Here is a 22,480-nt window from a genome sequence, read left to right as displayed (position 1 = left end):
AGCCGGTTTTGCATAATTATTTTGTCAACTGTGTCTCCGAATGCACAGAAGTTTCGATTCTTTCGGTTTAGTGTGCTGCCAAACCGCCTCATTGACCGACATGCTGCAGAACGAAAAGACCAAAATCTACGATCCGGCTGAAGACGCGGCGCTGCTGCTTATGCGCCTCGGCTTTGTCGTGCTGTTTTGCCTGCTGCCGCTTGGCAGCGAATTCTCGCGCCGCACGCTTTTTCTCCTGTTCCCGATCGGCCTGATACTGAGTCTGGGATCGGCGCTGCTGGTCATGTCGCGCTCCATGCGCGCGCAGGCCTTCCGCATCCGCTTCACGCCCGTGCTGGCTGCCGCGCTGGCGATGATTTTCTGGTCGCTGCTGTCCCTGCTCTGGAGCCCTTTCTGGCTCGAAAGCCTCGGTTTCGTGATTAAATCTCTGCTGACGGGGCTTTTCACCTGGCTGGCCTGCATGGCTCTGCCGCGGCACACGCGCAGCGCCAACCTCTATCTCGTCAGCATCGGCCTTGCCCTGTCGGCGCTCATTCCCCTGATCCGTTTCAGCATGGCCTTGCTGCATCATCAGGACGCGCCCGTTTTCGATGAGCGGGCGGGGATAACCATGACATTGCTCGCATGGCCCGGAATCGCCGCGCTCGTCATCCGCCGGCACACGATATGGGCCGGCATTCTGGCCATCGTGACCGCGCTTGCGCTGCTGCTGACCTGGCAATTCTCCTGCCTTGTGATTTTTGCAGCCGGTGCCATCGTCTATGTGCTGGCCGGAGCGCATCAGCCCCGATTGGCGCGCTGGCTGGGTCTTGGCTTTGGTCTTGCGGTCGTGCTTGGCCCGCTGCTGACGCTGCTCCTGAGTTTTCTGGCCAGTTCAAGCAGCCATTACGGGCCCTATGCGCAGGCGCTGCAGCAATCCTTGCTCAGCGATATTGCAAGGCTTGTCACCGGACGCGGACTTGGCTCAAGCCCGCACAGCGCGCTCGGCCAGTTTGACGGCGTCGCAGCGCACTGGCTTGGCTTCGAGCTTTGGTTCGATCTCGGACTGCTCGGCGTCGGCGCCTTTGTGGCACTCAGCTATTTCGCTTTTCAGGCCGCCACGCAAGCGCATGAGATTCTCTCCGGCTTCCTTCTTGCCTGCCTGACCGACATCATGCTGTTCAGCTATATCGGTCAGGGCTACGCGCAAATCTGGTGGCTGACGCTACTCTCGCTGGTGGCTCTTGCGTTTCGCGCCGTTGCCAACGGCCAATACCGCAGCCACCGGCCCTGGGCGAAAATGCCCGGAACGGCTGCAAGCGCCAGCTAGAGCATTTTGTGCCTGACCTGAGCACCTTCCGGCGCCGCTCCCACTTTCAGGCAAGGGAGAAGCGCCGTGAGGATGATTTTTTGCTGCGCCGCCCGGTTAGGCGCCGGCTTCCAATGCGCGGATAACGCCGCGCAATTCGGCGAGCCCCTTCAGGCGGCCGATGGCCGAATAGCCGGGATTGGTTTTCTTGGTCAGATCGTCGAGCATCAGGTGGCCATGATCCGGGCGAAACGGAATAGCCCGGCCGGGCGCGCGGCGGGCGTTTTCCCTTAGCAGCACACGCAGCACCGCGACCATATCGACATCGCCATCGAGATGATCAGCCTCGAAGAAGGAGCCATCCGCCTCGCGTCTGGTGGCGCGCAGATGCACGAAATGAATGCGCGGCGCAAAAAGCTCCGCCAGAGCCGGCAGGTCGTTGTCGGCATTGACGCCCAGCGAGCCTGTGCAGAAGCAGATGCCATTGGCCTCGGACGGGACGGCATTGAACAGAGCCTCATAATCGGCGCGATTTTTTGCGATGCGCGGCAATCCGAACAGCGGACGCGGCGGATCATCGGGGTGCAGGGTGAGATGAACGCCGAGCTTGTCGGCGGCAGGCGTCACGGCCTCAAGAAACGCGATCAGATTGGCGCGGAGTTCCTTTTCGCCAATGCCCTCATAGAGCGCAAGGCGGGCGCGGAACCCTTCGAGATCCAGCGCATCCGAGGTGGAGCCGGGCAATCCGGCGGCAATGGTGCGGGTGAGATGGTCGCGCGTCTGCTGGCTCATCGCGCCGTGAAGTGCGCGCGCCGCCTCGATCACACCCGGCGCATAATCGCGCTCCGCGCCCTTGCGCTGCAGGATGAACAGGTCGAAGGCGGCAAGCTGCGTCTGGTCAAAGCGCAGGGCTTTGGCGCCATTGGGCAGTTCCCAATAAAGTTCGGTGCGCGTCCAATCGAGGATCGGCATGAAATTATAACAGATCGTGCGGATGCCGCAGGAGGCCACCGCCTCCATCGAGGCGATCCAGCTTTCGATTGAGGCTTTAGCCGCCGCGCCGCGCCGCTTGATGTCGTCGGCTACCGGAATGCTCTCAACGACGCTCCAGCGCAGCGGCGTGCGGCCCGGGGGCGTGTTTTCAATGATGTGCTTGCGCTCCTGCACTTCCTCGCGCAGCCAGACCTCGCCCGGTGCGTGCTGATGCAGCGCCGTGACAATATCGCTGGCGCCCGCCTGACGGATATCATCGAGGCTGACCGGATCATTGGGGCCATACCAGCGCCAGGCCTGCGTTAAAGAATGGGGCATTGACAACTCCTGATGTTCTTACCTTAAGCTTCTTACATCTGCGGGCACGAGACAAGCCGCCACCCGCAGCCCCGTCTCCGGGGAAAGAGCAAGCCGCATCAGCCTTCCAGTTCCTCGCGCAGCATTTCCAGCTCAAGCCATTGTTCTTCCATGGCGGCCAGTTCGCTTTCACACTGCGCAGCGGCATGAGAGGCTTTATCAAACAGGGCGCGGTCGCGGCTGTAAAGCGTGGCATCGTCCAGCAGCACGCGCAGTTTGGCCAGACGCTCCTGCAGCGCTTCCATCTGGCCGGGCAGGGTTTCCAGCGCGTGCTTTTCCCTGAAGGAGAGCTTGCGCTTCTGCGCGGCGGCCGGTTTCGGCTCGCGGTCGGATCTGGTCTCGCGCGCGGCCATAGGCGGCGCCTCGCCCTTCACAAGCCCAGAAACGCCCGCGCCGCGCTGGGCCAGCATATCGGTATAGCCGCCGGCATATTCGAGCCAGCGGCCCTCGCCTTCCGCCACGATGACGGATGTTGCGACCCGGTCGAGAAAATCGCGGTCATGGCTGACCACAATCACCGTGCCGGGATGATCGGCCAGCATCTCTTCGAGCAGGTCCAGCGTTTCTATGTCGAGATCGTTGGTGGGCTCGTCCAGCACCATGAAATTGGTCGGCTTGGCCAGCGCACGCGCCAGCGTGAGGCGTGCCCGCTCGCCGCCGGACAGTACGCCAACAGGCGTACGCGCCTGTTCAGGCGAAAACAGGAAGTCCTTCATATAGGACATGACATGGCGCGAAACACCATTGACCACCAGCGAGTCGCCGTGGCCATCGGTGAGCGCATCCTTGAGCGTCCATTCCGGCCGCAGCGACGCGCGGCTCTGATCGAGGGTTGCCAGTTGCAGATTGGTACCCAGACGCACATGGCCGGTGTCGGGCGCAAGCTCGCCGATCAGCATTTTGAGCAGGGTCGTCTTGCCTGCGCCATTCGCACCGACAATGCCGATACGGTCGCCGCGCAGAATACGGGTGGAGAAATTCCTGACAATCACCCGCTCGCCATAGGCCTTGGAGATACCCTCGGCCTCGACCACCAGCTGGCCGGACATCCGGCCGTCTCCGGCACCAAGCTTGACCGCGCCCTGCGCGCGGCGGCGGTCGCGCACTTCCTGCCGCAACTGGGCAAGGCGGGCCATGCGCCCGACATTGCGCTTGCGCCGGGCGGTGACGCCATAGCGCACCCAATGCTCCTCGTTGACGATGCGCCGCTCCAGTTTGTGCGCGGCAAGTTCCTCTTCCTCCAGCACCTTGTCGCGCCAGGCCTCGAATTCGGCAAAGCCACGCTCCAGCCGCCGCGTGATGCCGCGATCCAGCCACACCGTGCTGCGCGAAAGGTTAGAGAGAAAGCGCCGGTCATGGCTGATGATAACCATGGCCGAACGTGAGGCCTTGAGCTCCGCTTCGAGCCATTCAATGGCCGGGAGATCGAGATGGTTTGTCGGTTCGTCGAGCAGCAGAATATCGGGCTTGGGCGCGAGCGTGCGGGCCAGAGCCGCGCGGCGCGCCTCGCCGCCCGAGAGGGTCGCGGGGTCTTCCTCACCGGTGAGGCCAAGCTGCTCAAGCAGGTAACGGGCGGAATAATGGTCGTCGGCATCGCTCAGCCCGGCCTCGACATAGGCCAGCACCGAAGAAAAGCCGGAAAAATCCGGCTCCTGCGGCAGATAGCGGATGGTCGCGCCGGGCTGGAAGAACCGCGTGCCTGAATCAGGCTGCAGCAGCCCGGCGGCGATCTTGAGCAAAGTGCTCTTGCCAGAGCCGTTGCGCCCGACAAGACAAAGCCTGTCGCGTTCGGAAACGGAAAAGGACGCACCTTCCAGAAGGGGCGTCGAGCCCAGACGAAGGCCGATGTCTTGCAAGATCAGGAGAGGAGGAGCCATGCGCCGTGGATAGAGGCTCAGGCGCGAAAGAGCAAGCGTGTTAAGCGAAGCCAATCATCGCTTTATTCCGTTTCAAACTTGCCCTTTGAAACACTTGCCCTATCGAGCCATCGCTCCAAATATGGTACAAACCAATGCACTTCCAGTAATTTAGCGGCACCGATCAAAAATATGAGAGAAAACAACAAAAAAACCGCAATGCCATGCCAAGGCAATGCGATATCCACCAAAGCATTCAGCATACCGGTTACAACAAACATCCATAAAAAACGCTCTTGCTTCCGCTCAGTTCTAATTTTTTCCAACTGACTTTCAAGTGCTGCGGCAGCTCTTTCGATGGAATCAGGCTTATCAAGTGACCTCAACACTCCGGTGTCGTCTTGAAGATTCAAGTCTGCGGAAATATTCGTCGGCGATGTCTGCGTCGGGTATCTGTATTCCTCTAAGTCCCGGGACATAATTCTTGGCCCACGCTCCGTCCACCCGATGAGTCATATCAACTAAAGCGCCGGCATTCAAGTGCAACAAGGCCTTACAAACCACGTCCAATTCCTTACGACGATTATCTTCTTCTTTGAAATTTCTTGCATCATAAAAGATATCTTTTATCGGAGAGGCCCCAAACATACGAACTTTACGGTAAACATTTGGCTCAACCGGACCATAATCCCAAGCTTCAAATGCGCCGTCGAAGAGACGAGCACCATTGTTGCGGCCCATGTGATACATTTGCGCCATGAAAAGAACCTTCTGAAGCTGGAGATTCGTGATCTTCCAACTTCCCTTTTCGCAAATGTATTTGCAAACCGAGTCGACCCGCGCTGTCATGATTGCCATCTCTGCAGTAGTATAAAAAGATTACGCCTGTTTACGCTCAGATAGGACTCCCTATCAAATCGAAATGCTTACACGCATTTTAGCTTCAAAGTCTATTATGAGGATAATTTAAAAAAATTCAATTTTTGAAATCTTATAAATGAAACTTTAAAACAAAATCGGGGCTCAGAGTTCGCTCACCCCGCCCTTCCCCCTGCATAAAATTTTCGCTACAAGCACCATGCAACCAAAGGGGAATACACCATGTCGCAGGCTGCTGTTCAAACCGCTTTTAAAGCGCTTCAGGCCCATCAGAAGGCTATGTCGAAGGTGAGCGTGCCGGAGCTTTTTGCCGCCGACCCGCAGCGCTTTGCCCATCTCAGCCTGCGCTTTGACGATATGGTGTTCGACTATTCCAAGCATCGCATCACCGCCGAAACCATCTCCCTGCTGGTTGATCTCGCCAGAGCCGCCGGTGTCGAGGCCAAGCGCGAGGCCATGTTCGCCGGCGAAAAAATCAATTTCACCGAGGGGCGCGCCGTGCTGCATACGGCCCTGCGCAATCTCTCCGGCGAACCGGTGGTCACCGATGGCGCGGATGTGATGCCCGAGATTCTGGCCGAGCGCGCCAAATGCGCCGCTTTCGCCGCCAAGATCCGCAATGGCGCGATCAAGGGCTCCACCGGCAAGAAGCTGGTGCATATCGTCAATATCGGCATTGGCGGCTCCGATCTTGGCCCGGCCATGGTGTGCAAGGCGCTCTCGCCCTTCATCGCCAATGGCCTCCACATGCATTTTGTCGCCAATGTCGACGGCGCCGATATGGCCGATACGCTCAAGGATCTCGATCCGAGCCGCACTTTGTTCATCGTCGCCTCAAAGACCTTCACCACGCAGGAAACCCTTGCCAATGCGCGGGCGGCGCGCGCATGGATCGTAAAAAGCCTTGGCGAGGCCGCGGTCGCCGACCATTTTGCCGCGGTCTCGACCAAGCTTGATCTGGTCGCCGCCTTCGGCATCCAGCCTGACCGCGTTTTCGGCTTCTGGGATTGGGTTGGCGGGCGCTATTCGGTGTGGTCGAGCATCGGCCTGCCGGTGATGATTGCCATCGGGCCAAAGAAATATGAGGAATTCCTGCGCGGCGCCTATGAGGTGGACAGCCATTTCCGCTCTGCGCCGCTGGCGCAGAATATTCCGGCACTGATGGGGCTTCTGGGCATCTGGTATCGCAACTGCTGGGGCATGGCGTCTCAGGCCGTCATTCCCTATGACCAGCGCCTGTCGCGTTTCCCGGCCTATCTCCAGCAGCTCGATATGGAATCGAACGGCAAATCGGTGCAGATCGACGGCGATGCCGCAGCGCATTCAACCGCGCCGGTGATATGGGGCGAGCCCGGCACCAATGGCCAGCATGCCTTCTTCCAATGCCTGCATCAGGGCACCGAAGCCGTGCCGGTTGATTTCCTGCTGGCAGCAAAACCCACCGAGGCCGATGCGGGCCATCAAGATCTGCTCACCGCCAATTGCTTTGCGCAGAGCGAGGCCCTGATGCGCGGACGCAGCCTTGAAGAGGTGAAGGCGATTCTGCACAAGCAGGGCATGGACAAGACGCAAATCGACCTCATCGCCCCGCACAAGGTCTTTTCCGGCTCGCGGCCCTCAAGCACCCTGCTTTATTCTCAGCTGACGCCGAAAATGCTGGGGCGGCTGATTGCTCTTTACGAGCATAAGGTTTTCGTTCAGGGGGTGATTTGGAACATCAATTCCTTCGATCAATGGGGCGTGGAACTGGGCAAGGAACTCGCCAACCGCCTCGCGCCGATCGTGGCGGGCAAGGGCGGAACCGACGCTCTCGATGGTTCAACCGCCGGGCTGATCACGGCCATGCGCGCCATGCGGGGCTAGACGGCGCACCGCAGGCACGGGGACATTGGCGCAGAGGGCCGGATGCGAAGCCCTGTTGCGGACGGGAATCTGATGGCTGAAATTGTGCATAACGGCCCCGGCCTTTCCGGCCTCGCGCTCAGCGGACAGCAATTGCTGGCCGCGCCTCTCGTGCTGATGGAGAACCGGCTCGATCCCGCACAGCCAGCGCAACTTTATACCCAGCCGCTTGAGGTGATCACATGCAGCCGCGCCGAGGACGTAACGCAAGCCTTTGCGCGTATCGACGCCGGCATGAAGCGGGGGCTGCACGGCGCAGGTTTTTTCTCCTATGAGCTTGGCTATGTCTTCGAGCCGCATCTGCGCGCCTTCCTGCCCGATGCGCCGCAGCTGCCGCTGATCTGGTTCGGCCTGTTCGAAGCCCCGCGGCAGATCGATCTCTCCGAACTCGATGCCATTTTCGCCGCTCTGGGGCCACCGGCGCCCATCGGCAACCTTGCCTTCGGCCATGACCGCGCGGTCCATATGGACAAGGTGCGCAAGGCGCAGAATTATCTTGCCGCGGGCGACGCCTATCAGATCAATCTGACCTTCGACATCAGCTTCACCCATAACGATCCGCTGCGGCTTTACGGCGCGCTGCGCGCGCGCCAGCCCGTGGCGCATGGCGGGCTTATCCTCACCGGCGAAGCGGCTCTGCTCTCGGTCTCGCCGGAGCTGTTCATCGAAGCGGCGGACGGGCGCATCATGTCGCGCCCGATGAAGGGAACGGCGCGGCGCGGCCTTGATCCGGCGGATGACGAAGCCCAGCGCGCCGCACTGCAGGCCGACCCCAAGCAAAGGGCCGAGAATGTGATGATCGTGGATCTGATGCGCAACGATCTCTCGCGGATCGCGCAGATCGGCAGCGTTCAGGTGCCGCGCCTGTTCGAAGTCGAGACCTATCCCAGCCTGCACACGCTGACCTCCACCATCACGGCACAGCTCAGGGATCACCTGAGCCTGCACGACATGATGAAAGCGCTATTTCCCTGCGGTTCGATCACCGGCGCGCCCAAGCACCGCGCCATGGAGATCATCCATGAACTGGAACGCGGCCCCCGCGAGGCCTATACCGGCTCCATGGGCACGCTGACGCCGCAGGGCGCGCTCAATCTCAATGTGGCCATCCGCACGGCAAGGCTGCAGGGCGGGGTAGGTCATTACGGCGTGGGCGGCGGCATTGTCATGGATTCGGACGCCTCGGGCGAATATGACGAATGCCTGCTCAAGGCCCGGGTGCTGACCGATCTCGCTGCCGATTATGGCCTGATAGAAACACTGCGCTGGAGCCCGGACGAAGGCTTTGTCCGGCTTGACCGGCATCTGGCGCGGCTCGGGCGTTCGGCACGCGCGCTTGGGTTTGCCTTTTCCAAGGATGAGATCGCGCGGGTGCTGCACGCCCCGCTGGCGGATTGGACGCGCGAGGGCCTTGCCCGGCGCGTGCGTCTTGAGCTTGCCCGCGACGGCCAGCTCGAACTGACCCACGCCCCGCTTCCTCCCGAACCCGAGCGGCTGCAACGCCTGACCCTTGCCGCGACGCGGCTCGATGCGGGCGATCCCTTCCTGCGCCATAAAACCACCCGCCGCGCCCGGTATGAGGATGCCTTTGCCGCCGCCGCGGCCACCGGATTCGACGAAGCGCTGTTTCTCAACCAGCGTGGCGAAATCTGCGAGGCCGCACGCAATTCGATCTTCATCGAACGGGATGGAGTTCTGCTGACGCCGCCGCTCACCAGCGGCCTGCTGCCCGGCATTTTGCGCGAGGAACTTCTCGAAACCGGAGAGGCGTTCGAGGCGGTGCTCACATGGGAAGATCTCTTGCAGGCCGATAAGATCTTTCTCGGCAACAGCCTGCGCGGCCTGCGCGCGGCAGGGCTTTGACAGTACTCCTCCCCTGTGAAGGCGCGGGTCAAGCGCGAGAACACGCATGCCGAAAATGCGGCAAACCTTCGCCGCGCCGTCATTGCGAGCGAAGCGAAGCAATCCATAATGTCCCGAAAATCTGGATGGCGTCGCTGCGCTCGCCATGACATTTGCACAGAGAAAGAGGGAATTTCTCCACCAGCCGCACACGCCCCCTCTCCCTCGGGAGAAGGGCAGGATGAGGGCGAATCCGCCTGATGGGCCGGACTTCAGCTCAGTTCGGCTATCAGCCCGCGTAAAAAATCCAGTCCGGCCTGCAACTGGCTCAGTTCGATATATTCGTCGGGCTGGTGCGCCTGATTGATCGAGCCCGGCCCGCAGACGACGGTGGGAATGCCCGCAAGCTGAAAGCGCCCCGCCTCGGTGGCGTAAGGAACGGCGATGGTCGTGTTGCGCCGGGCCAGTTTCAGCGCCAGAGTTTCGGCTAAAGAGCCCTGATCCGGGTTGAGGCCCGGAATTTCAATTTCAATCTCGGTTTCAATATTGGCTGTCGCGGCGTTCAGGCGCAGACGCGGCAGCATAGCTTGCGCCTTGCGCATGAAATGGTCATAGGCCAGACGCTGCGAGACGCCCGGCAGTCCCCGGAACTCCCAGAGGAAGGCACATTCCTTGGCCAGAATGTTGCGCGCCGTACCGCCGGATATGGTGCCGACCGATATGGTCGACATGGCCGGATCGAAGCGCCCGGAAGGATCGCCGATGCGGGCAAGCTCCTGCTGAAAGGCATAGAGTTCGCCCACAAGCTCGCAGGCAAACGGAATGGCATTGACGCCCAGATCGGGCTTGGCCGAATGAGCCTCGAAGCCGGTCACCCTTGTGCGGTAGGTGGCGATGCTCTTATGGGCGTCGGCCACTTCGAGCAGTGTCGGCTCACCCACGATGACGGCGGCCGGCAGGGGCAGGTCATGCCCCATGCGCGCGAGCACGTCCATCGGGCCAAGACAGGTGGTTTCCTCATCATAGGTCAGGCAGATGTGGACGGGCTTCTTCAGTCCTGCGCGCTGCATTTCCGGCACGAGGGCCAGAGCCAGCGCGGCAAAGCCTTTCATGTCGCAGCTGCCGCGCCCATAGGCCCGCCCGTCCGCCACCCGCAGCCCGAACGGATCGCTTGTCCAGGCCTGTCCCTTTACCGGCACGACATCGGTGTGGCCGGACAGGACGATGCCGCCATCCGTTTTCGGGCCAATCGTCGCGAAAATCGCTGCCTTTTCGCCGGATGCATTGGGCACAACGTGACATTCGACCCCAAGCCTCTGCAGATAATCCTCGACATGGACAATCAGCGCCAGATTGCTCTTGCTGCTCTCGGTATCGAAACTGACAAGCTGGCCCAGAATATCGAGAACGCGCGCAAGATCGGTCAATTGATCACCCTTCGCATATAGGGACTGTCGAGAGAAAAGGCGGGGATTTCCACTTCCAGCGATTCGCCATCCTCGCTCACCATATGGAAATAGCCGCGCATGATGCCTGAAGGTGTGCCGAGCGGGCAGCCCGACGTATAGCGGAAGGAATTGCCCGGCTCGAGCACCGGCTGTTCGCCGACAACGCCAGCGCCGCGCACCTCGCTGGTTTCGCCGTTGGCATCGGTGATGATCCAGTGCCGGGACAGCAACTGGACAGTGACATCGCCCTGATTGACGATCTCGATTGTATAGGCCCAGAAGAAGCGCCCATCTTCTGGCCGGGACTGATCCGCCGCGAATTGCGGCAGGACGATCACTTCGATGTTCCGGGTCGTGCAACGATACATGGAAGCCTCGCGCAGCAAAGAACGCTCATTTTCCTTCATTTGCGCGCTTTCGTGAAGTGATCTTTCGCACAAAACGCCAAAATCAGACGAGCGCCAGCGCCTGCGCCAGATCATCCACGAGGTCCTGCGCGTCCTCAAGCCCGACGGAGAGACGCAGCATGCCCTGCGTGATGCCAAGCTCGAGCCGCGCGTCCTCGGCCAGACGCTGGTGCGTCGTGGTGGAGGGATGCGTGATCAGGCTCTTGGAATCGCCCAGATTGTTGGAAATGGCGATGATATTCAGCGCATTGGCCATTTTGAACGCAGCTGCCTTGCCGCCTTTCAGTTCGAGGGCAACGAGCGTGCCGCCCCCGCTCATCTGCTTTTTCACCAATGCGCGTTGCGGGTGATCGTCGCGCCCGGGATATAGCACGCGGGAAATGGCCGGATGAGAGGCCAGAAAATCCGCCACTTTTGCAGCGCTGTCCTGCTGCGCCGGGACACGCAGGGCCAGCGTTTCCAGCCCCTTGAGCATTACCCAGGCATTGAACGGCGACATGGACGGCCCCGTCTGGCGCAGGAAATTATGCACATGCGTCTGGATGAAGGCTTCCGAGGCCAGCACCACGCCGCCCAGACAGCGCCCCTGCCCGTCCACATGTTTGGTGGTGGAATAAACGACGCAATCGGCGCCGAGCTTGAGCGGAGATTGCAGCAACGGCGTGGCGAAGACATTGTCGACAACCAGCGTCGCGCCCGCTTTGTGCGCGATATCGGCAATGGCGGCAATATCATAGACTTCAAGCGTCGGATTGGTCGGGCTTTCGAGAAACGCCACTTTGGTGTTCGGGCGCATCGCAGCCTGCCATTGGGCGAGATCAGCGCCATCGACAAGCGTCGAGGCCACGCCGAAACGCGGCAGCAGATCCTCGACGATGAAGCGGCAGGAGCCAAAAAGTGCCCGCGCCGCTACCACATGGTCGCCCGCCTTGACCTGACCCATCAGCGCCGCAGTGACAGCCGCCATGCCGCTCGCGGTGGCGCGCGCCGCCTCCGCCCCTTCCAGCACGGCCATGCGCTGCTCGAACATGGCGACGGTGGGGTTGGAAAAGCGCGCATAGATGAAGCCCGGTTCCTCGCCCTTGAAGCGGCGCTCGGCCGCCTCCATCGACTCATAGACAAAGCCCTGTGTCAGGAAAATGGCTTCCGACGTCTCGCCAAACTGGGATCGGAGGGTGCCGCCATGCACGAGGCGGGTTGCAGAGCGCAGTTTCGTCACATCGAGGGGCTTTTTCATCACATTCTCCCGCAGCAGCATCGTGTGCCGCAAAAACAAAAACCCGACTTCGGCAAAGCCAAAATCGGGATCAACACCCGATCTTTTAGCGCCTTGTTTAACGTGGCGGCAAGCCGATCGGCCCAAAAACCACGAAATTCTATATTTGCTTGTGGCTTACAGCCCAAGCGCCTTGGCGTCAAGCTAAAGGTGGGCTACGACTAAGGCAAAAAGGTGATTGGTTTTGGTCAAATTCGATATTCCCACCGGCATTCTCTCGGCGCATCAGATCGAAGCCCTCGCGGCTGAGGGCGCCATCGTGCCTGCCAGCGCCTTCGCGCCGGATCAGATCCAGCCCGCAAGTCTGGACCTGCGCCTTGGCAAGAGGGCCTGGCGCATGCGCGCCAGTTTCCTGCCCGGCCCGCGCCGCGCAGTCGCCGCCTGCATCGACGCGCTGGCGCTGCATGAAATTGATCTGGAACAGGGCGCGGTGCTCGAAACCGGCACGGTCTATCTTGCCGAGGTGCAGGAAATTCTCAATCTGCCATCGCATATCGCGGCCAGCGCCAATCCGAAAAGCTCAACCGGGCGGCTCGACGTCTTCACCCGCGTCATCGCCGACCGCGCCCGCGCCTTCGATATTATCGAAGCGGGCTACAGCGGGCCGCTCTATGCTGAAATCTCGCCCAGAACCTTCCCCATTCTCGCCCGCAGCGGCTCGCGCCTGAGCCAGATCCGCTTCCGCCACGGCGATGCACGCCTCGACGATGCCGAGCATATCGCGCTCCATGCGCGCGAGACGCTCGTCACCAGCGCAAATCCCTCGATCGCGCTGGGCGTTGCCGTTTCCGTCGACCTGACCGGCTTCGACGGCCTTATCGGTTATCGCGCCAAGCGCCATACCGGCCTGATCGACATCGACAAAAAGGCCGCGCATGACGTCCTCGATTTCTGGGAGCCGATCCACGCCACGCATGAGCGCGCGCTGGTGCTCGACCCCGGCGAGTTCTATATTCTCGCCAGCAAGGAAGCCGTGCGCGTGCCGCCGAGCCACGCCGCGGAAATGACACCGTTCGACCCGCTCGTCGGCGAGTTCCGCGTGCATTATGCGGGCTTTTTCGACCCCGGCTTCGGTGCGGCTGAAGCGGGCGGACAAGGCGCGCGCGCCGTGCTGGAAGTGCGTTCGCACGATGTGCCCTTCATCCTTGAAGACGGGCAGATCGTCGGCAGGCTGGTCTATGAGCAGATGTCTCAGACGCCGCGCGCGCTTTATGGCGAAGGCCTTGGCTCGAACTATCAGGCGCAGGGCCTGAAGCTGTCGAAACATTTTCGCAGCTGAGCCGCAGCCTCTTGCGAGGCGGCGCAAAATGCGGCTATACACATCGCGTGCGGGTGTAGTTCAATGGCAGAACGGCAGCTTCCCAAGCTGCATACGAGGGTTCGATTCCCTTCACCCGCTCCACCATGCTCCCGCTCACCCTCGTTTCTCACGCCTGCGGCAGCCCGGGTTCGATTCCCTTCACCCGCTCCACCATGCTCCCGCTCACCCTCGTTTCTCGCGCCTGCGGCAGCCCGGGTTCGATTCCCTTCACCCGCTCCACCATGCTCCCGCTCACCCTCGTTTCTTGCGCCTGCGGCAGCCCGGGTTCGACTCCCTTCACCCGCTCCACCATGCTCACGCTCACCCTCGTTTCTTGCGCCTGCGGCAGCCCCGATTCGATTCGCCTCGCCGCACCGCCCCACCAGAATCCGGCTCAATTCTCAGACGCATCCGGCCTGCTTACCTGCCGCGGTTCTTCACGTCGGAATGGCTGCTGCGCAGGCATAGATTTACTGTAGGGCAGCAAAATTAACCCTAAATTCACCAAAATCAGCGATACCCAAATTGGGCTAGAAATGGCGTCAGATCTGAGATATAAAATTTAAGCTATCTTAAACATTTCATAATGCGGCTTTATTCGGCGCTCCGGTTGATCCGAAAGTTTATTTAGGGATTTTGATTGAACATGCTTCAGCCAATCCGGCCTTTTGCCAGAACCTCCGGGGTATTCGCCGCCACTCTGCTTGCTTTGACGCTTGCCGGCTGCCAGACGGGCGATCTCAATCCAGCCGCCAATGCAACACCGGCACCCGCAGCGAGCGCTCAGGCCGACGTTCAGCCGGATGATATCACCGCCGCGGCCTATTATCCGTCCGACCAGCCGCTGCGCCTCGCGGAGCAATATTTCAAGGATGGCGCTTATGGACTGGCAGAGCGCTATTATCGCGACGCCGTTGAAAAGGCGCCGCGCGATCTGACCGCATGGATCGGTCTGGCTGCGAGCTATGATCACCTCGCCCGCTTTGATCTCGCCGATCGCGCCTATAATACGGCCCGCAATCTGGGCGGAGAAACTGTGCAGCTTCTCAACAATGAGGGCTATTCCTACCTGCTGCGCGGCAATCTGACCACCGCACGCGCCAAGTTCAATGCAGCGCTGAAGCGTGATCCGCATAACATAACCATTGAGAACAATCTGAAGCTTCTTGCCTCCAGCGCGGCTTATATCAAGCGCTCGCAGCTCTGACGCGAAGAGATTTCAGACAGACACACGCGGGCTCAGGCCCGCGTTTTTTATGTGCCCTGCGCCGGTGCTATTTCGAGAACACGAACGCCAGTTTCAGGGCGATCGGCAGCATGACGATCATCAGAATCACGGGAAAAATGAACAAGGCGAGCGGGATCACCATCTTGACCGAGAGCTTGTTGGCAGTTTCCTCGGCGCGGAACATGCGTTTGTCGCGCAATTCGTCGCTGAACACAGTCAGGGCTTCGGCCACGTTTCCGCCCAGTTCGATAGAATGGCGCAGCACTGACACCAACGCTGCGGCCTCGTCGATGGCCAGACGGTCTGCAAGCGAATGCAGCGCCTCGATAGTGCTGCGGCCCGCGCGCGTTTCCGCGCCCATGATCTCAAGATTTATTCCAAGCGCGTGACTGCGCATTTCAATCTGCGGGCGCACACGCTGCAGCGCCCCCTCGATACTCAGCCCCGAATTGACGCATACCACCAACAAATCGAGCAGGTCCGGAAAAACCCGGCGATATTCGAAACTCAGGCTGCCCTGCCGGTTGGACAAAAAGGCGTCCGGGCCAAATATGCCTATCAGCGCGCCGACACTCACCGACAGCAGGAGCAAAGGCCGGGAGATGGTCGGCAGAAATATATTCATGATCACAAATATCGCGATCGGCAGGACGATCACCGTCGCAATACGGGCGAAGAAATAATAATTGAGCGCGTCGTGACTGAAATAGCCCGAGCGCAGCAGCTGGCGACGCAGTTTCGAGCGCACCGAACTGTCGACGCCGAAGGATTCCTCCGTGAATCGCTCCTTGATCAGATTGCCAATGGCGCTGCGCGATTGTTCTTCGACAACCTCGGCCGATACGGTGCCTGCACTGAGACGGCGCTTCACCTGCGAGCGATTGACGTAATATTGCGCAACCACAAAGATCAGGCCGGCCACCGCTATGAAGGCCATCAGAACAATCAAGACCAGCTGAAAATCTAACATCTCTATTCCAAATCTAGATCTTGAAATTCACCATGCGGTAAATCACAAAATTACCGACAGCCAGAAGCGTCCCGCCGACGATCAGAGCCGGCACCATAGCCGGACTGCCTCTTATCTCGCTGAAATAATTCGGCGACATTGTATTGATCACGAGAAACAGAAGGAATGGCATCGACGAAAGCACGCGGGCGGACATGCGGCCCTCGGCGCTGAGCGCTTTCACCTTCAAGCGCAGCTTCACGCGTGCGCGGATGAGTTGCGACAGTCGCGCCAGCACCTCGGCAAGATTGCCGCCGGTCTGCGATTGCACGGTGACGGCAATAACCAGAAACAGAAGGTCCTCCTGCCCAACCCGGCGATTGAGATTGTTGACGGCGGTAACGACATCCTGACCGAAGGCGATTTCGTCCGACGTGATACCGAATTCCGTTCCGACAGGATCCGCCATTTCGCGCGAGACCAGTTCGATGGATGTCGAGAACGGGTGGCCAACGCGCAAACCGCGCACAATCACATCGATCGCGTCCGGCAGTTGCTCGGCAAAACGTGCAATCCGGCGCGAGCGCTGCATGACAAGATACAGAAAAACCAGAAGCGGCCCCAGCACCAGGCCAAAAACCAGACCGATGAGTATCGAACCGGTGTGCAAACGCAGCAGAAATGCCGTCGCCAGAAATATGACGAACGAAAGGCCGAAGGTCCATGACAGCAGCGCAGCCTTGGAAATTGTCGCGCCTGTCTGGACGAAATAATCGTTCATCCGGCTCAGAAACGGACTGTCAAAATCCGCAAAGCCGCGCTCCCGCCGCAATTCATCAAGCAGGCGCACCCTGTCAGGCAGCTTTTCGCCAAGCGTCAGGCGCCGGTTGATCGATTTTTGTGTCGTTCTGGCGCGATAGAGCATCCAGTAGACCGCTTCGATGATCATCACCGCCGTGACAAATACGAAACCATATATCAGCCAAGGTTCATTCATGGCGTGGCCTTACAACGGTTGCGACGGATCGAAATGACCCGACGGCAGTTCGACGCCGTAGGCTTTCAAATTCGACAGGAAGTTCGGGCGGATGCCGGTGGCGCGGAAATTGCCGTGCATCTTGCCCGACTGATCCGTGTGCTCTTTGACGAATTTATAGATTTCGTGCATCTGGATCACCTCGCCTTCCATGCCGGTGATCTCGCTGATGCTGGTGACGCAGCGCCGCCCGTCCGGCAAACGCTGCACCTGCACGATGAGCCCGACAGCCGAGGCGATCTGGCTGCGGATGGCGCCCAGCGTCATGGGCGATCCGGCCATACCGATCATCTGTTCAAGACGCTTGGTTGCCTCGCGCGGCGAATTGGCGTGGATGGTGGTCATGGAACCTTCGTGGCCGGTGTTCATGGCCTGCAACATGTCGAAGGCTTCCTCGCCGCGGCACTCGCCGATGATGATGCGGTCCGGGCGCATACGCAGCGCGTTTTTCAGAAGATCGCGCATCTTGATTTCGCCCCGGCCCTCAACGTTGGCCGGCCGCGTTTCCAGCCGCCCGACATGCGGTTGCTGGAGCTGCAGTTCCGCGGCGTCTTCGATGGTGATGAGACGCTCATGCGAGGGAATATAGTTCGAGAGCGCGTTCAGCATGGTGGTTTTACCACTGCCCGTGCCCCCCGAGATGATGGTGGAGACGCGCCCCTTCACGGCGGCGGCAAGCACTTCCGCCATTCTCTGCCGCAATGCACCTACTTCAACAAGCCTGTCCATGCTGAACGGGCGGGCGGAAAATTTACGGATCGAGACAAGCGGCCCGTCGATGGCGATAGGGCGGATGGCCACGTTGACACGCGAACCATCGGGCAGACGGGCGTCGACCATGGGCGAGGATTCATCGACGCGGCGGCCGACCCCGCCGACGATCTTGTTGATGATGCGCAACAAGTGGGACTCGTCCTTGAAATGGACTTCCACCTCTTCGAGGCGTCCGGAACGTTCGACGAAACACCGTTTGTGGGTGTTGACCAGAATATCCGAAACCGTGGAGTCCTTCAGCAGAGGTTCCAGCGGGCCGAAACCGGTCATCTCAGCCAGAATTTCGGTGGTGAAAACCTCCAGTTCCTTCTGGTTGAGCGAAATATTCTGCCCGCGGACATAATTGCCGACAAAAGCCTGCACCTGACGCTGCAATTCGATCGGAGGCAGTTTTTCAAGAAGCGCGAGGTTGAATTCCTCGATGATCAGTTCGTGCAGCTTCAGCCGCTCCTCGATCATGGAGGGGCGCTGCGTGATGACCTCGCGCGGCGCTTCCTTGGGCGGAGGCGGTGGCGGAGGCGCCGCGTCAGCCGCAGGCGTCTCTACAGCAACGGGCTTGGAAGGTTTTGGTGCGGATTGAAAATTAAAAAAACTCACGATTCCGACCTTTATTGCGGTGAACGAAATGCTTTAAAAAATCAGTAAGACAATATCAGCCTCAAGATCATATTCTAGCGCACCTTAACATTTCCGCAAAACTGAGCCAATTTGCTGATGTCCTTTGCAATCTTGCTTGATGAATGACTAATGGACATCGGCGCGCCGGTATCGACGCTTTCAATTGCGATCCTCGACTCGCGCACGAAAATCAGTTCCTCGCCGCCGAGAACCTGCGTTACATGGTTCTTGCGCGAAATGCCTCCGCGCCAGGTAACCTCGCATTTGTTGATGGCGACGCAGATCTCAACCGAGGTGCCCGCAATTTCCCGCACGGCGGCCAGCGTTTCCACCATCTGATGCAGGCAGGGGATCGTGTTGACGCCAGTCATCACCACGGCCTGAGAAACCTTGAGTATCTGAGCGGTCCACGCACTCCAGGCCACCGGCAGATCGATGAGGATGAAATCATACCGCTGCGCGATCATGCCGAACAGGGAATCCAGACCTTCGAGATTGACCTGCTCAAGTTCGCGCTTGGCGCGCGGCGCTGCAAAAAGGTCAATGCCGCTCGGATGATGCGTCGTGTAAATGTCCAGCAGATGTGTGTCCAGGCGATCGGGCGAGCGCATGATCTCCTCGATCTGCAATTTTGGCTCGACGTCGAAATAACCGCACAGATGGCTGGTCTGAAAATCGAGATCGATGACGCAGATCTTGCGCCCCTTGGCCCCTTTGGCCCGCGAAAGCTGGATGGCCGTCTCCCCCGCGAGAGTGGTGTTGCCAACTCCGCCCGCTCCGGGCATGAAGGCGATGAGATGCGGCACGCGCATGGAATGGCCGGGCTGGGCGCTGTCACCACCGCGCATGCGCACGATGATGTCGAATATTTCCTTGCCCGGCGCCTGTTCGGGCACCCAGTCCGCATTGCCCGACTGCACCAGTTGCTTGTAATCGCCCGCAGAGATATCCCCGCCGACAAGAATGAAAAAGATACGCCCGCGATATTGGGCAATCATGTCTACAAAGCGCGAGAAAGACTTGCTGTCACCGGAATTGATGATGGCCAGCAGGAATATCTGCTTGGCGGCGGCGCTGGCCTTGCGTTCCACATCCTCAAGCCGCTCAACCTTGATCAGCTTTGGCACGAAGGGTTTGAGACGCAGTTCGAGGGCCGGTGTTCTTGCCGGATCGCCGCTCGCATTCCACATGAAGACGTCAAGTTTCTCACTCTCACCGCTCATCAAGACGCTCCCAATGCGGACATATATTCTCCTGTTATCGATGTTGTCAGTGGGGGCATGTTGATATCCGAGAAACCGAGAAGACCGCCAAGGAAATAGAATTTGAAAGGCACGTTCTGCAGCGATATCGTTATGGTCGGCACGGGGCCGTCAGGCCTCCCCACATAGCCAAGCCCCGTCTGTGTATAGACGATCTTGACATTCGCCGGCCTGATATTGGAAAAAACGCCGCACATGCCCAGCGTGTAATAGGTTGTTGCCGCAGTGCAGCTGCCATTGTTGGCCCGCCCATAAACGATGGCGTTCATCGCAGACGCATTATAGCCCGAAATGCCGGTGCAGGTGCCCGTGCAGGAGCAGGTTTGCGTCGAACCGTCACAGGTGACCGTGAAGCTTGGCATGGCGCTGCCGACGATCGTACTGCTGCTGACAACATTGGTGCTCAGAGTGCTCAGCCCGCCAGCCACCGGCGTCCAGACCGCGGCTATGCGCGCACCCACCTCGACAGCCTTGGCCGCTGCATTGTACTGGTAGAAGGCAAACAGAAAATCGATCCCGCCCAGCACGAAAATAAAAATGATCGACATCATGACAGTGGCTTCGACAAGCACACTGCCGCGGGAGTCCCGGCGAAGATTTCTGGTCAGGGTCAGGGTCATGGACGTCATCCGATGCCAATCACACGTTCGGTGTGGGAAACACTGATGGTCGGGGCCGAAAGACCGAGCACGCCAAACAAGCCCAGCGAAGGGTCGGCGAAGACCGTCGAAACGGTGACGAGTTTGACAATCGAATTGCCGCTGGAATCGTAAAAGCCGCTGTAGCACGCCGATGTTCCGCAGGGCGTTGCGGTGCCGGTGTTTGCCACGGAGGAAACCGTCACCGTGATGGCGCTCGCCGTCCAGCCCTTGACCCGATATGAGCCGCCCGACGTTATCGAGCCTGTGGTCGCCAGGTTTTTGGCATAGGTCTGGTTGGTTGAATTGGACGGGTCCGACGAGCGGGCCAGATAACGCGCTGCGTCGCGCACGCCCGTTGAAATGAGTTGCTGCTGATAGAAATAGAACGAGAACTCGAACACGCCCAGAAACAGGACAATCAGAACAGGCGTAAGCACCGCGCCCTCAACGAGCGCCGTGCCTCCGTTATCTTTCCAGAGCCTTCTGATAAACCTGTTCACCATAAAATTTCAATTCGTTAAAAAATCTATCGGTACAATTGGACATTCTGAAACAAGAAACCGTCGCCCGGCGTATCCAGACCCACCATTTCGGCGTAGGGCACACCGTTGACCGTACTGTTGGAAGCTGCAGTTTTCACATTGTATATCGGAACAGTTAAGAACATTTTTGCGAAAGCCGCCACCGGAACATTTGACGAGCTGCCATTCACTGACAGATTCTCACAGTTGAGAACAGCTACATGCAGAATTCTCCGTCCGGCCATCGGCGTGGTCGTTGAGCACATATTGCCGGAGCCTTGTTCCTTGCCAATCGATTGGTCAGCAGTGAGGTTATTAGCTATCTCATACAGATAGACCTGATAGCGGCTTATCGTGGCCGGGGCCGTGCATCCCGATGGCGCAGCCGCGCCGCCAGGATGGGCGGTGCTCCAGTAACCTGGGAAAGTAACCGTCGCCCCTGAACTGATATTCTTTGAGACGCTCTGACTCATCGTCACCTGAGTGGAGGTGACCGCCGTAACCTGCGTCCCGTTAGGTATATTTGTTCCATAGACCGCCATACCGACGCTGATGCCCGTCGTCGATGCGAAGGTGAGTATGTTACTCGAAGATGTCGTCGATGTCGCCGCGGTGGTGGCGATCGAGATATCGCCGCAGGTCCAGTCTCCGTTGCCGAAGCCGACAGACTGGTCGGTGAGGCCGCTGGTCAGCATATTGTTGTCGAGTGGCAGAGAAGCTGCCGGCGAAGAGTTATCCGTGCTCTTGTTCCCCGTATTGCCGGGCAGATAGGTGGTCGACGAGACATTGGGGTTGCACGCGCCATTGGCGCCATTGGCCGGCGGAAATCCCTTTCTCACATTCACATCGGGTGCGTAGTTCGAATCCTTGGCGCAACTCTGGAACGACCCTGTTAGTGATTTCCAGACGTCAAAACGCACGTTGAGCGCTTCATAAACGTTGGAATCATTACCCGTCTGCGGATTGATGGCGCGCAGCAAATAGCAGATATTCGGGAAATTCAGCGCCATGGCCTGAACAACGCTGTTGTTGCTGCCTTTGTCCGCGCCGCAGGTTCCCGACGGAAAGGTGCCGGAAGCCGGCTCGATATACCCAAAGTTCCCCGGAAAATAGGTCGAGGACTTGTTCTGAGTGCTTGTCAGCTCGATCAGCTGGCGCTGGGAAGTTGCGGACTGAGCACCGGCGACCAGCGCTGCGGTTGCCTGCTCATACGTCATCCCCGGCGTTTCATAAGGGTTGCAGATGAACAGCGGCGTTGTATCGCATAAAGCGGCATCCGGCCCCGCCACGGATTGAGCGCCGGCAACGACGGAATTGACGCCGCCGAATATTGCGGCAGGCAGCACCGTGGACATTGTCGCGGGCGTCACCGTCACTTCGACAAATCGCGCCTGCGTCGGATCGGTGGTGACATAACTTGACGCAATGCTGGTTGTGGTGCCGGGCGGCAGGCTCGAAAGGAAGCGGATATTCGAAACCGTGACCCCGACATTGCTGCCGAAGAGATTGGAGTTGGACACCCAGCTTGAACTGGTGTTGGTAATGGCCGCCGTGGCGCGGGTGATGGCGTCCGGCAGGGCGTTCAGTTCGGCGGCCCCGGCAATGGCCAGCGCATCGGCGCCGCGCTGCATCTGTGTCTGCAGGCTCATGTAGCGTGCGCCATCGAGCGCAAGCACGGACATGCCGATTATAACCACCAGCAGCACCGTGACGTAGGGCAGCATCACGCCGCGCGTATCCTGCGCCAGTTCAGCCGCACGCATGTGGCCGGAGCGAAGCCATTGCGCGCCTTTTCTGTAGAGGAAACTCCGCCGCGCAAGCTGCATGCAACGAGCGGTTTTTCCGGACGACAGTGCCTGGAAAAATTCGATCTTCATGCGTCAACACCTTAACTTAGGCCCGC

At 59.5% G+C, this 22,480-nt stretch carries 20 protein-coding genes, 1 tRNA gene and 1 riboswitch; of the genes, 6 read left to right on the top strand and 15 right to left on the bottom strand.

All coding sequences use genetic code 11. The features are described from left to right. Positions 1-100: 100 nt before the first annotated feature. On the top strand, positions 101-1,309 hold the full coding sequence (locus tag AC0N03_RS00755) for a hypothetical protein (RefSeq protein ID WP_474286455.1): 1,209 nt from the start codon (positions 101-103) through the stop codon (positions 1,307-1,309). A gap of 96 nt (positions 1,310-1,405) precedes the next feature. Here the strand turns inward: AC0N03_RS00755 and uxuA are convergent, their stop codons facing one another. The 4 genes from uxuA to AC0N03_RS00735 form a co-directional block, all read right to left on the bottom strand. After that, positions 1,406-2,599: a mannonate dehydratase gene (uxuA, locus tag AC0N03_RS00750; protein ID WP_474286454.1), complete on the bottom strand. Its 1,194-nt coding sequence runs from the start codon at positions 2,597-2,599 to the stop codon at positions 1,406-1,408. A gap of 98 nt (positions 2,600-2,697) precedes the next feature. Then, positions 2,698-4,515, bottom strand: coding sequence for an ABC-F family ATP-binding cassette domain-containing protein (locus AC0N03_RS00745; RefSeq protein WP_474287201.1), 1,818 nt, complete (start codon positions 4,513-4,515; stop codon positions 2,698-2,700). A gap of 62 nt (positions 4,516-4,577) precedes the next feature. Continuing rightward, positions 4,578-4,880: a hypothetical protein gene (locus AC0N03_RS00740; RefSeq protein ID WP_474286453.1), complete on the bottom strand. Its 303-nt coding sequence runs from the start codon at positions 4,878-4,880 to the stop codon at positions 4,578-4,580. Next, positions 4,867-5,343 carry a Panacea domain-containing protein gene (locus AC0N03_RS00735; protein ID WP_474286452.1) on the bottom strand — a complete coding sequence of 159 codons (477 nt, stop codon included), beginning with the start codon at positions 5,341-5,343 and terminating at the stop codon, positions 4,867-4,869. The genes AC0N03_RS00740 and AC0N03_RS00735 overlap by 14 nt, the downstream gene beginning before the upstream one ends. A 252-nt stretch (positions 5,344-5,595) precedes the next feature. On the opposite strand from AC0N03_RS00735, the gene pgi reads away from it, so the two are divergent. Beyond that, positions 5,596-7,236, top strand: a complete 1,641-nt coding sequence (gene pgi / locus AC0N03_RS00730) for a glucose-6-phosphate isomerase (RefSeq protein WP_474286451.1) — start codon at positions 5,596-5,598, stop codon at positions 7,234-7,236. A gap of 72 nt (positions 7,237-7,308) precedes the next feature. Then, positions 7,309-9,138 carry an aminodeoxychorismate synthase component I gene (gene pabB, locus AC0N03_RS00725; RefSeq protein WP_474286450.1) on the top strand — a complete coding sequence of 610 codons (1,830 nt, stop codon included), beginning with the start codon at positions 7,309-7,311 and terminating at the stop codon, positions 9,136-9,138. Positions 9,139-9,389: 251 nt separating this feature from the next. On the opposite strand, the gene argE is transcribed toward pabB, so the two are convergent. The 3 genes from argE to AC0N03_RS00710 form a co-directional block, all read right to left on the bottom strand. Then, a complete protein-coding gene (gene argE, locus AC0N03_RS00720) occupies positions 9,390-10,544 on the bottom strand; it encodes an acetylornithine deacetylase (protein WP_474286449.1) in 1,155 nt (384 codons plus the stop codon). Beyond that, positions 10,541-10,933, bottom strand: coding sequence for a Co2+/Mg2+ efflux protein ApaG (gene apaG / locus AC0N03_RS00715; protein WP_474287200.1), 393 nt, complete (start codon positions 10,931-10,933; stop codon positions 10,541-10,543). Before apaG ends, argE begins: the two co-directional genes overlap by 4 nt. Positions 10,934-11,015: 82 nt before the next feature. Next, positions 11,016-12,209 (bottom strand): O-succinylhomoserine sulfhydrylase, encoded by a 1,194-nt coding sequence (locus AC0N03_RS00710; RefSeq protein WP_474286448.1) that lies wholly within the window; start codon positions 12,207-12,209, stop codon positions 11,016-11,018. A 65-nt stretch (positions 12,210-12,274) separates the two neighbouring features. After that, positions 12,275-12,352: riboswitch (SAM riboswitch) on the bottom strand. 80 nt (positions 12,353-12,432) lie between these two features. Between AC0N03_RS00710 and AC0N03_RS00705 the strand changes: the two genes are divergently transcribed. Together AC0N03_RS00705 and AC0N03_RS00700 are read left to right on the top strand one after the other, a co-directional pair. Then, on the top strand, positions 12,433-13,527 hold the full coding sequence (locus AC0N03_RS00705) for a 2'-deoxycytidine 5'-triphosphate deaminase (RefSeq protein WP_474286447.1): 1,095 nt from the start codon (positions 12,433-12,435) through the stop codon (positions 13,525-13,527). A gap of 49 nt (positions 13,528-13,576) precedes the next feature. Further along, a tRNA-Gly gene (locus AC0N03_RS00700) sits at positions 13,577-13,650 on the top strand. Between the two features lie 25 nt (positions 13,651-13,675). Here AC0N03_RS00700 and AC0N03_RS00695 read toward each other — a convergent pair. Next, positions 13,676-13,861 (bottom strand): hypothetical protein, encoded by a 186-nt coding sequence (locus AC0N03_RS00695; RefSeq protein WP_474286445.1) that lies wholly within the window; start codon positions 13,859-13,861, stop codon positions 13,676-13,678. Positions 13,862-14,194: 333 nt separating this feature from the next. On the opposite strand from AC0N03_RS00695, the gene AC0N03_RS00690 reads away from it, so the two are divergent. Further along, entirely contained in the window at positions 14,195-14,755 is a 561-nt protein-coding gene (locus AC0N03_RS00690) for a tetratricopeptide repeat protein (RefSeq protein ID WP_474286444.1), read from the top strand. 67 nt (positions 14,756-14,822) lie between these two features. Here AC0N03_RS00690 and AC0N03_RS00685 read toward each other — a convergent pair whose 3' ends face one another. From AC0N03_RS00685 to AC0N03_RS00655, 7 genes are read right to left on the bottom strand one after another with little or no spacing between them, the layout of a single operon-like run. Continuing rightward, positions 14,823-15,746, bottom strand: coding sequence for a type II secretion system F family protein (locus tag AC0N03_RS00685; protein WP_474286443.1), 924 nt, complete (start codon positions 15,744-15,746; stop codon positions 14,823-14,825). Between the two features lie 13 nt (positions 15,747-15,759). Next, a complete protein-coding gene (locus AC0N03_RS00680) occupies positions 15,760-16,722 on the bottom strand; it encodes a type II secretion system F family protein (RefSeq protein WP_474286442.1) in 963 nt (320 codons plus the stop codon). Between the two features lie 9 nt (positions 16,723-16,731). Next, positions 16,732-18,147 carry a CpaF family protein gene (locus AC0N03_RS00675; RefSeq protein ID WP_474287199.1) on the bottom strand — a complete coding sequence of 472 codons (1,416 nt, stop codon included), beginning with the start codon at positions 18,145-18,147 and terminating at the stop codon, positions 16,732-16,734. Between the two features lie 59 nt (positions 18,148-18,206). Then, entirely contained in the window at positions 18,207-19,376 is a 1,170-nt protein-coding gene (locus AC0N03_RS00670; protein ID WP_474286441.1) for a CpaE/TadZ family protein, read from the bottom strand. Further along, positions 19,376-20,035 carry a TadE/TadG family type IV pilus assembly protein gene (locus tag AC0N03_RS00665; protein WP_474286440.1) on the bottom strand — a complete coding sequence of 220 codons (660 nt, stop codon included), beginning with the start codon at positions 20,033-20,035 and terminating at the stop codon, positions 19,376-19,378. The genes AC0N03_RS00670 and AC0N03_RS00665 overlap by 1 nt, the downstream gene beginning before the upstream one ends. 5 nt (positions 20,036-20,040) lie before the next feature. Next, positions 20,041-20,559, bottom strand: a complete 519-nt coding sequence (locus AC0N03_RS00660) for a TadE/TadG family type IV pilus assembly protein (protein WP_474286439.1) — start codon at positions 20,557-20,559, stop codon at positions 20,041-20,043. A gap of 23 nt (positions 20,560-20,582) precedes the next feature. Further along, positions 20,583-22,454 carry a pilus assembly protein TadG-related protein gene (locus tag AC0N03_RS00655; protein ID WP_474286438.1) on the bottom strand — a complete coding sequence of 624 codons (1,872 nt, stop codon included), beginning with the start codon at positions 22,452-22,454 and terminating at the stop codon, positions 20,583-20,585. Between the last annotated feature and the right edge of the window lie 26 nt (positions 22,455-22,480).

The sequence above is a fragment of the Methylocystis sp. sgz306128 genome (assembly GCF_056032725.1).
The sequence above is the reverse complement of the archived record's forward strand: the minus strand, read 5'-3'. Positions and strand labels throughout refer to the sequence as shown.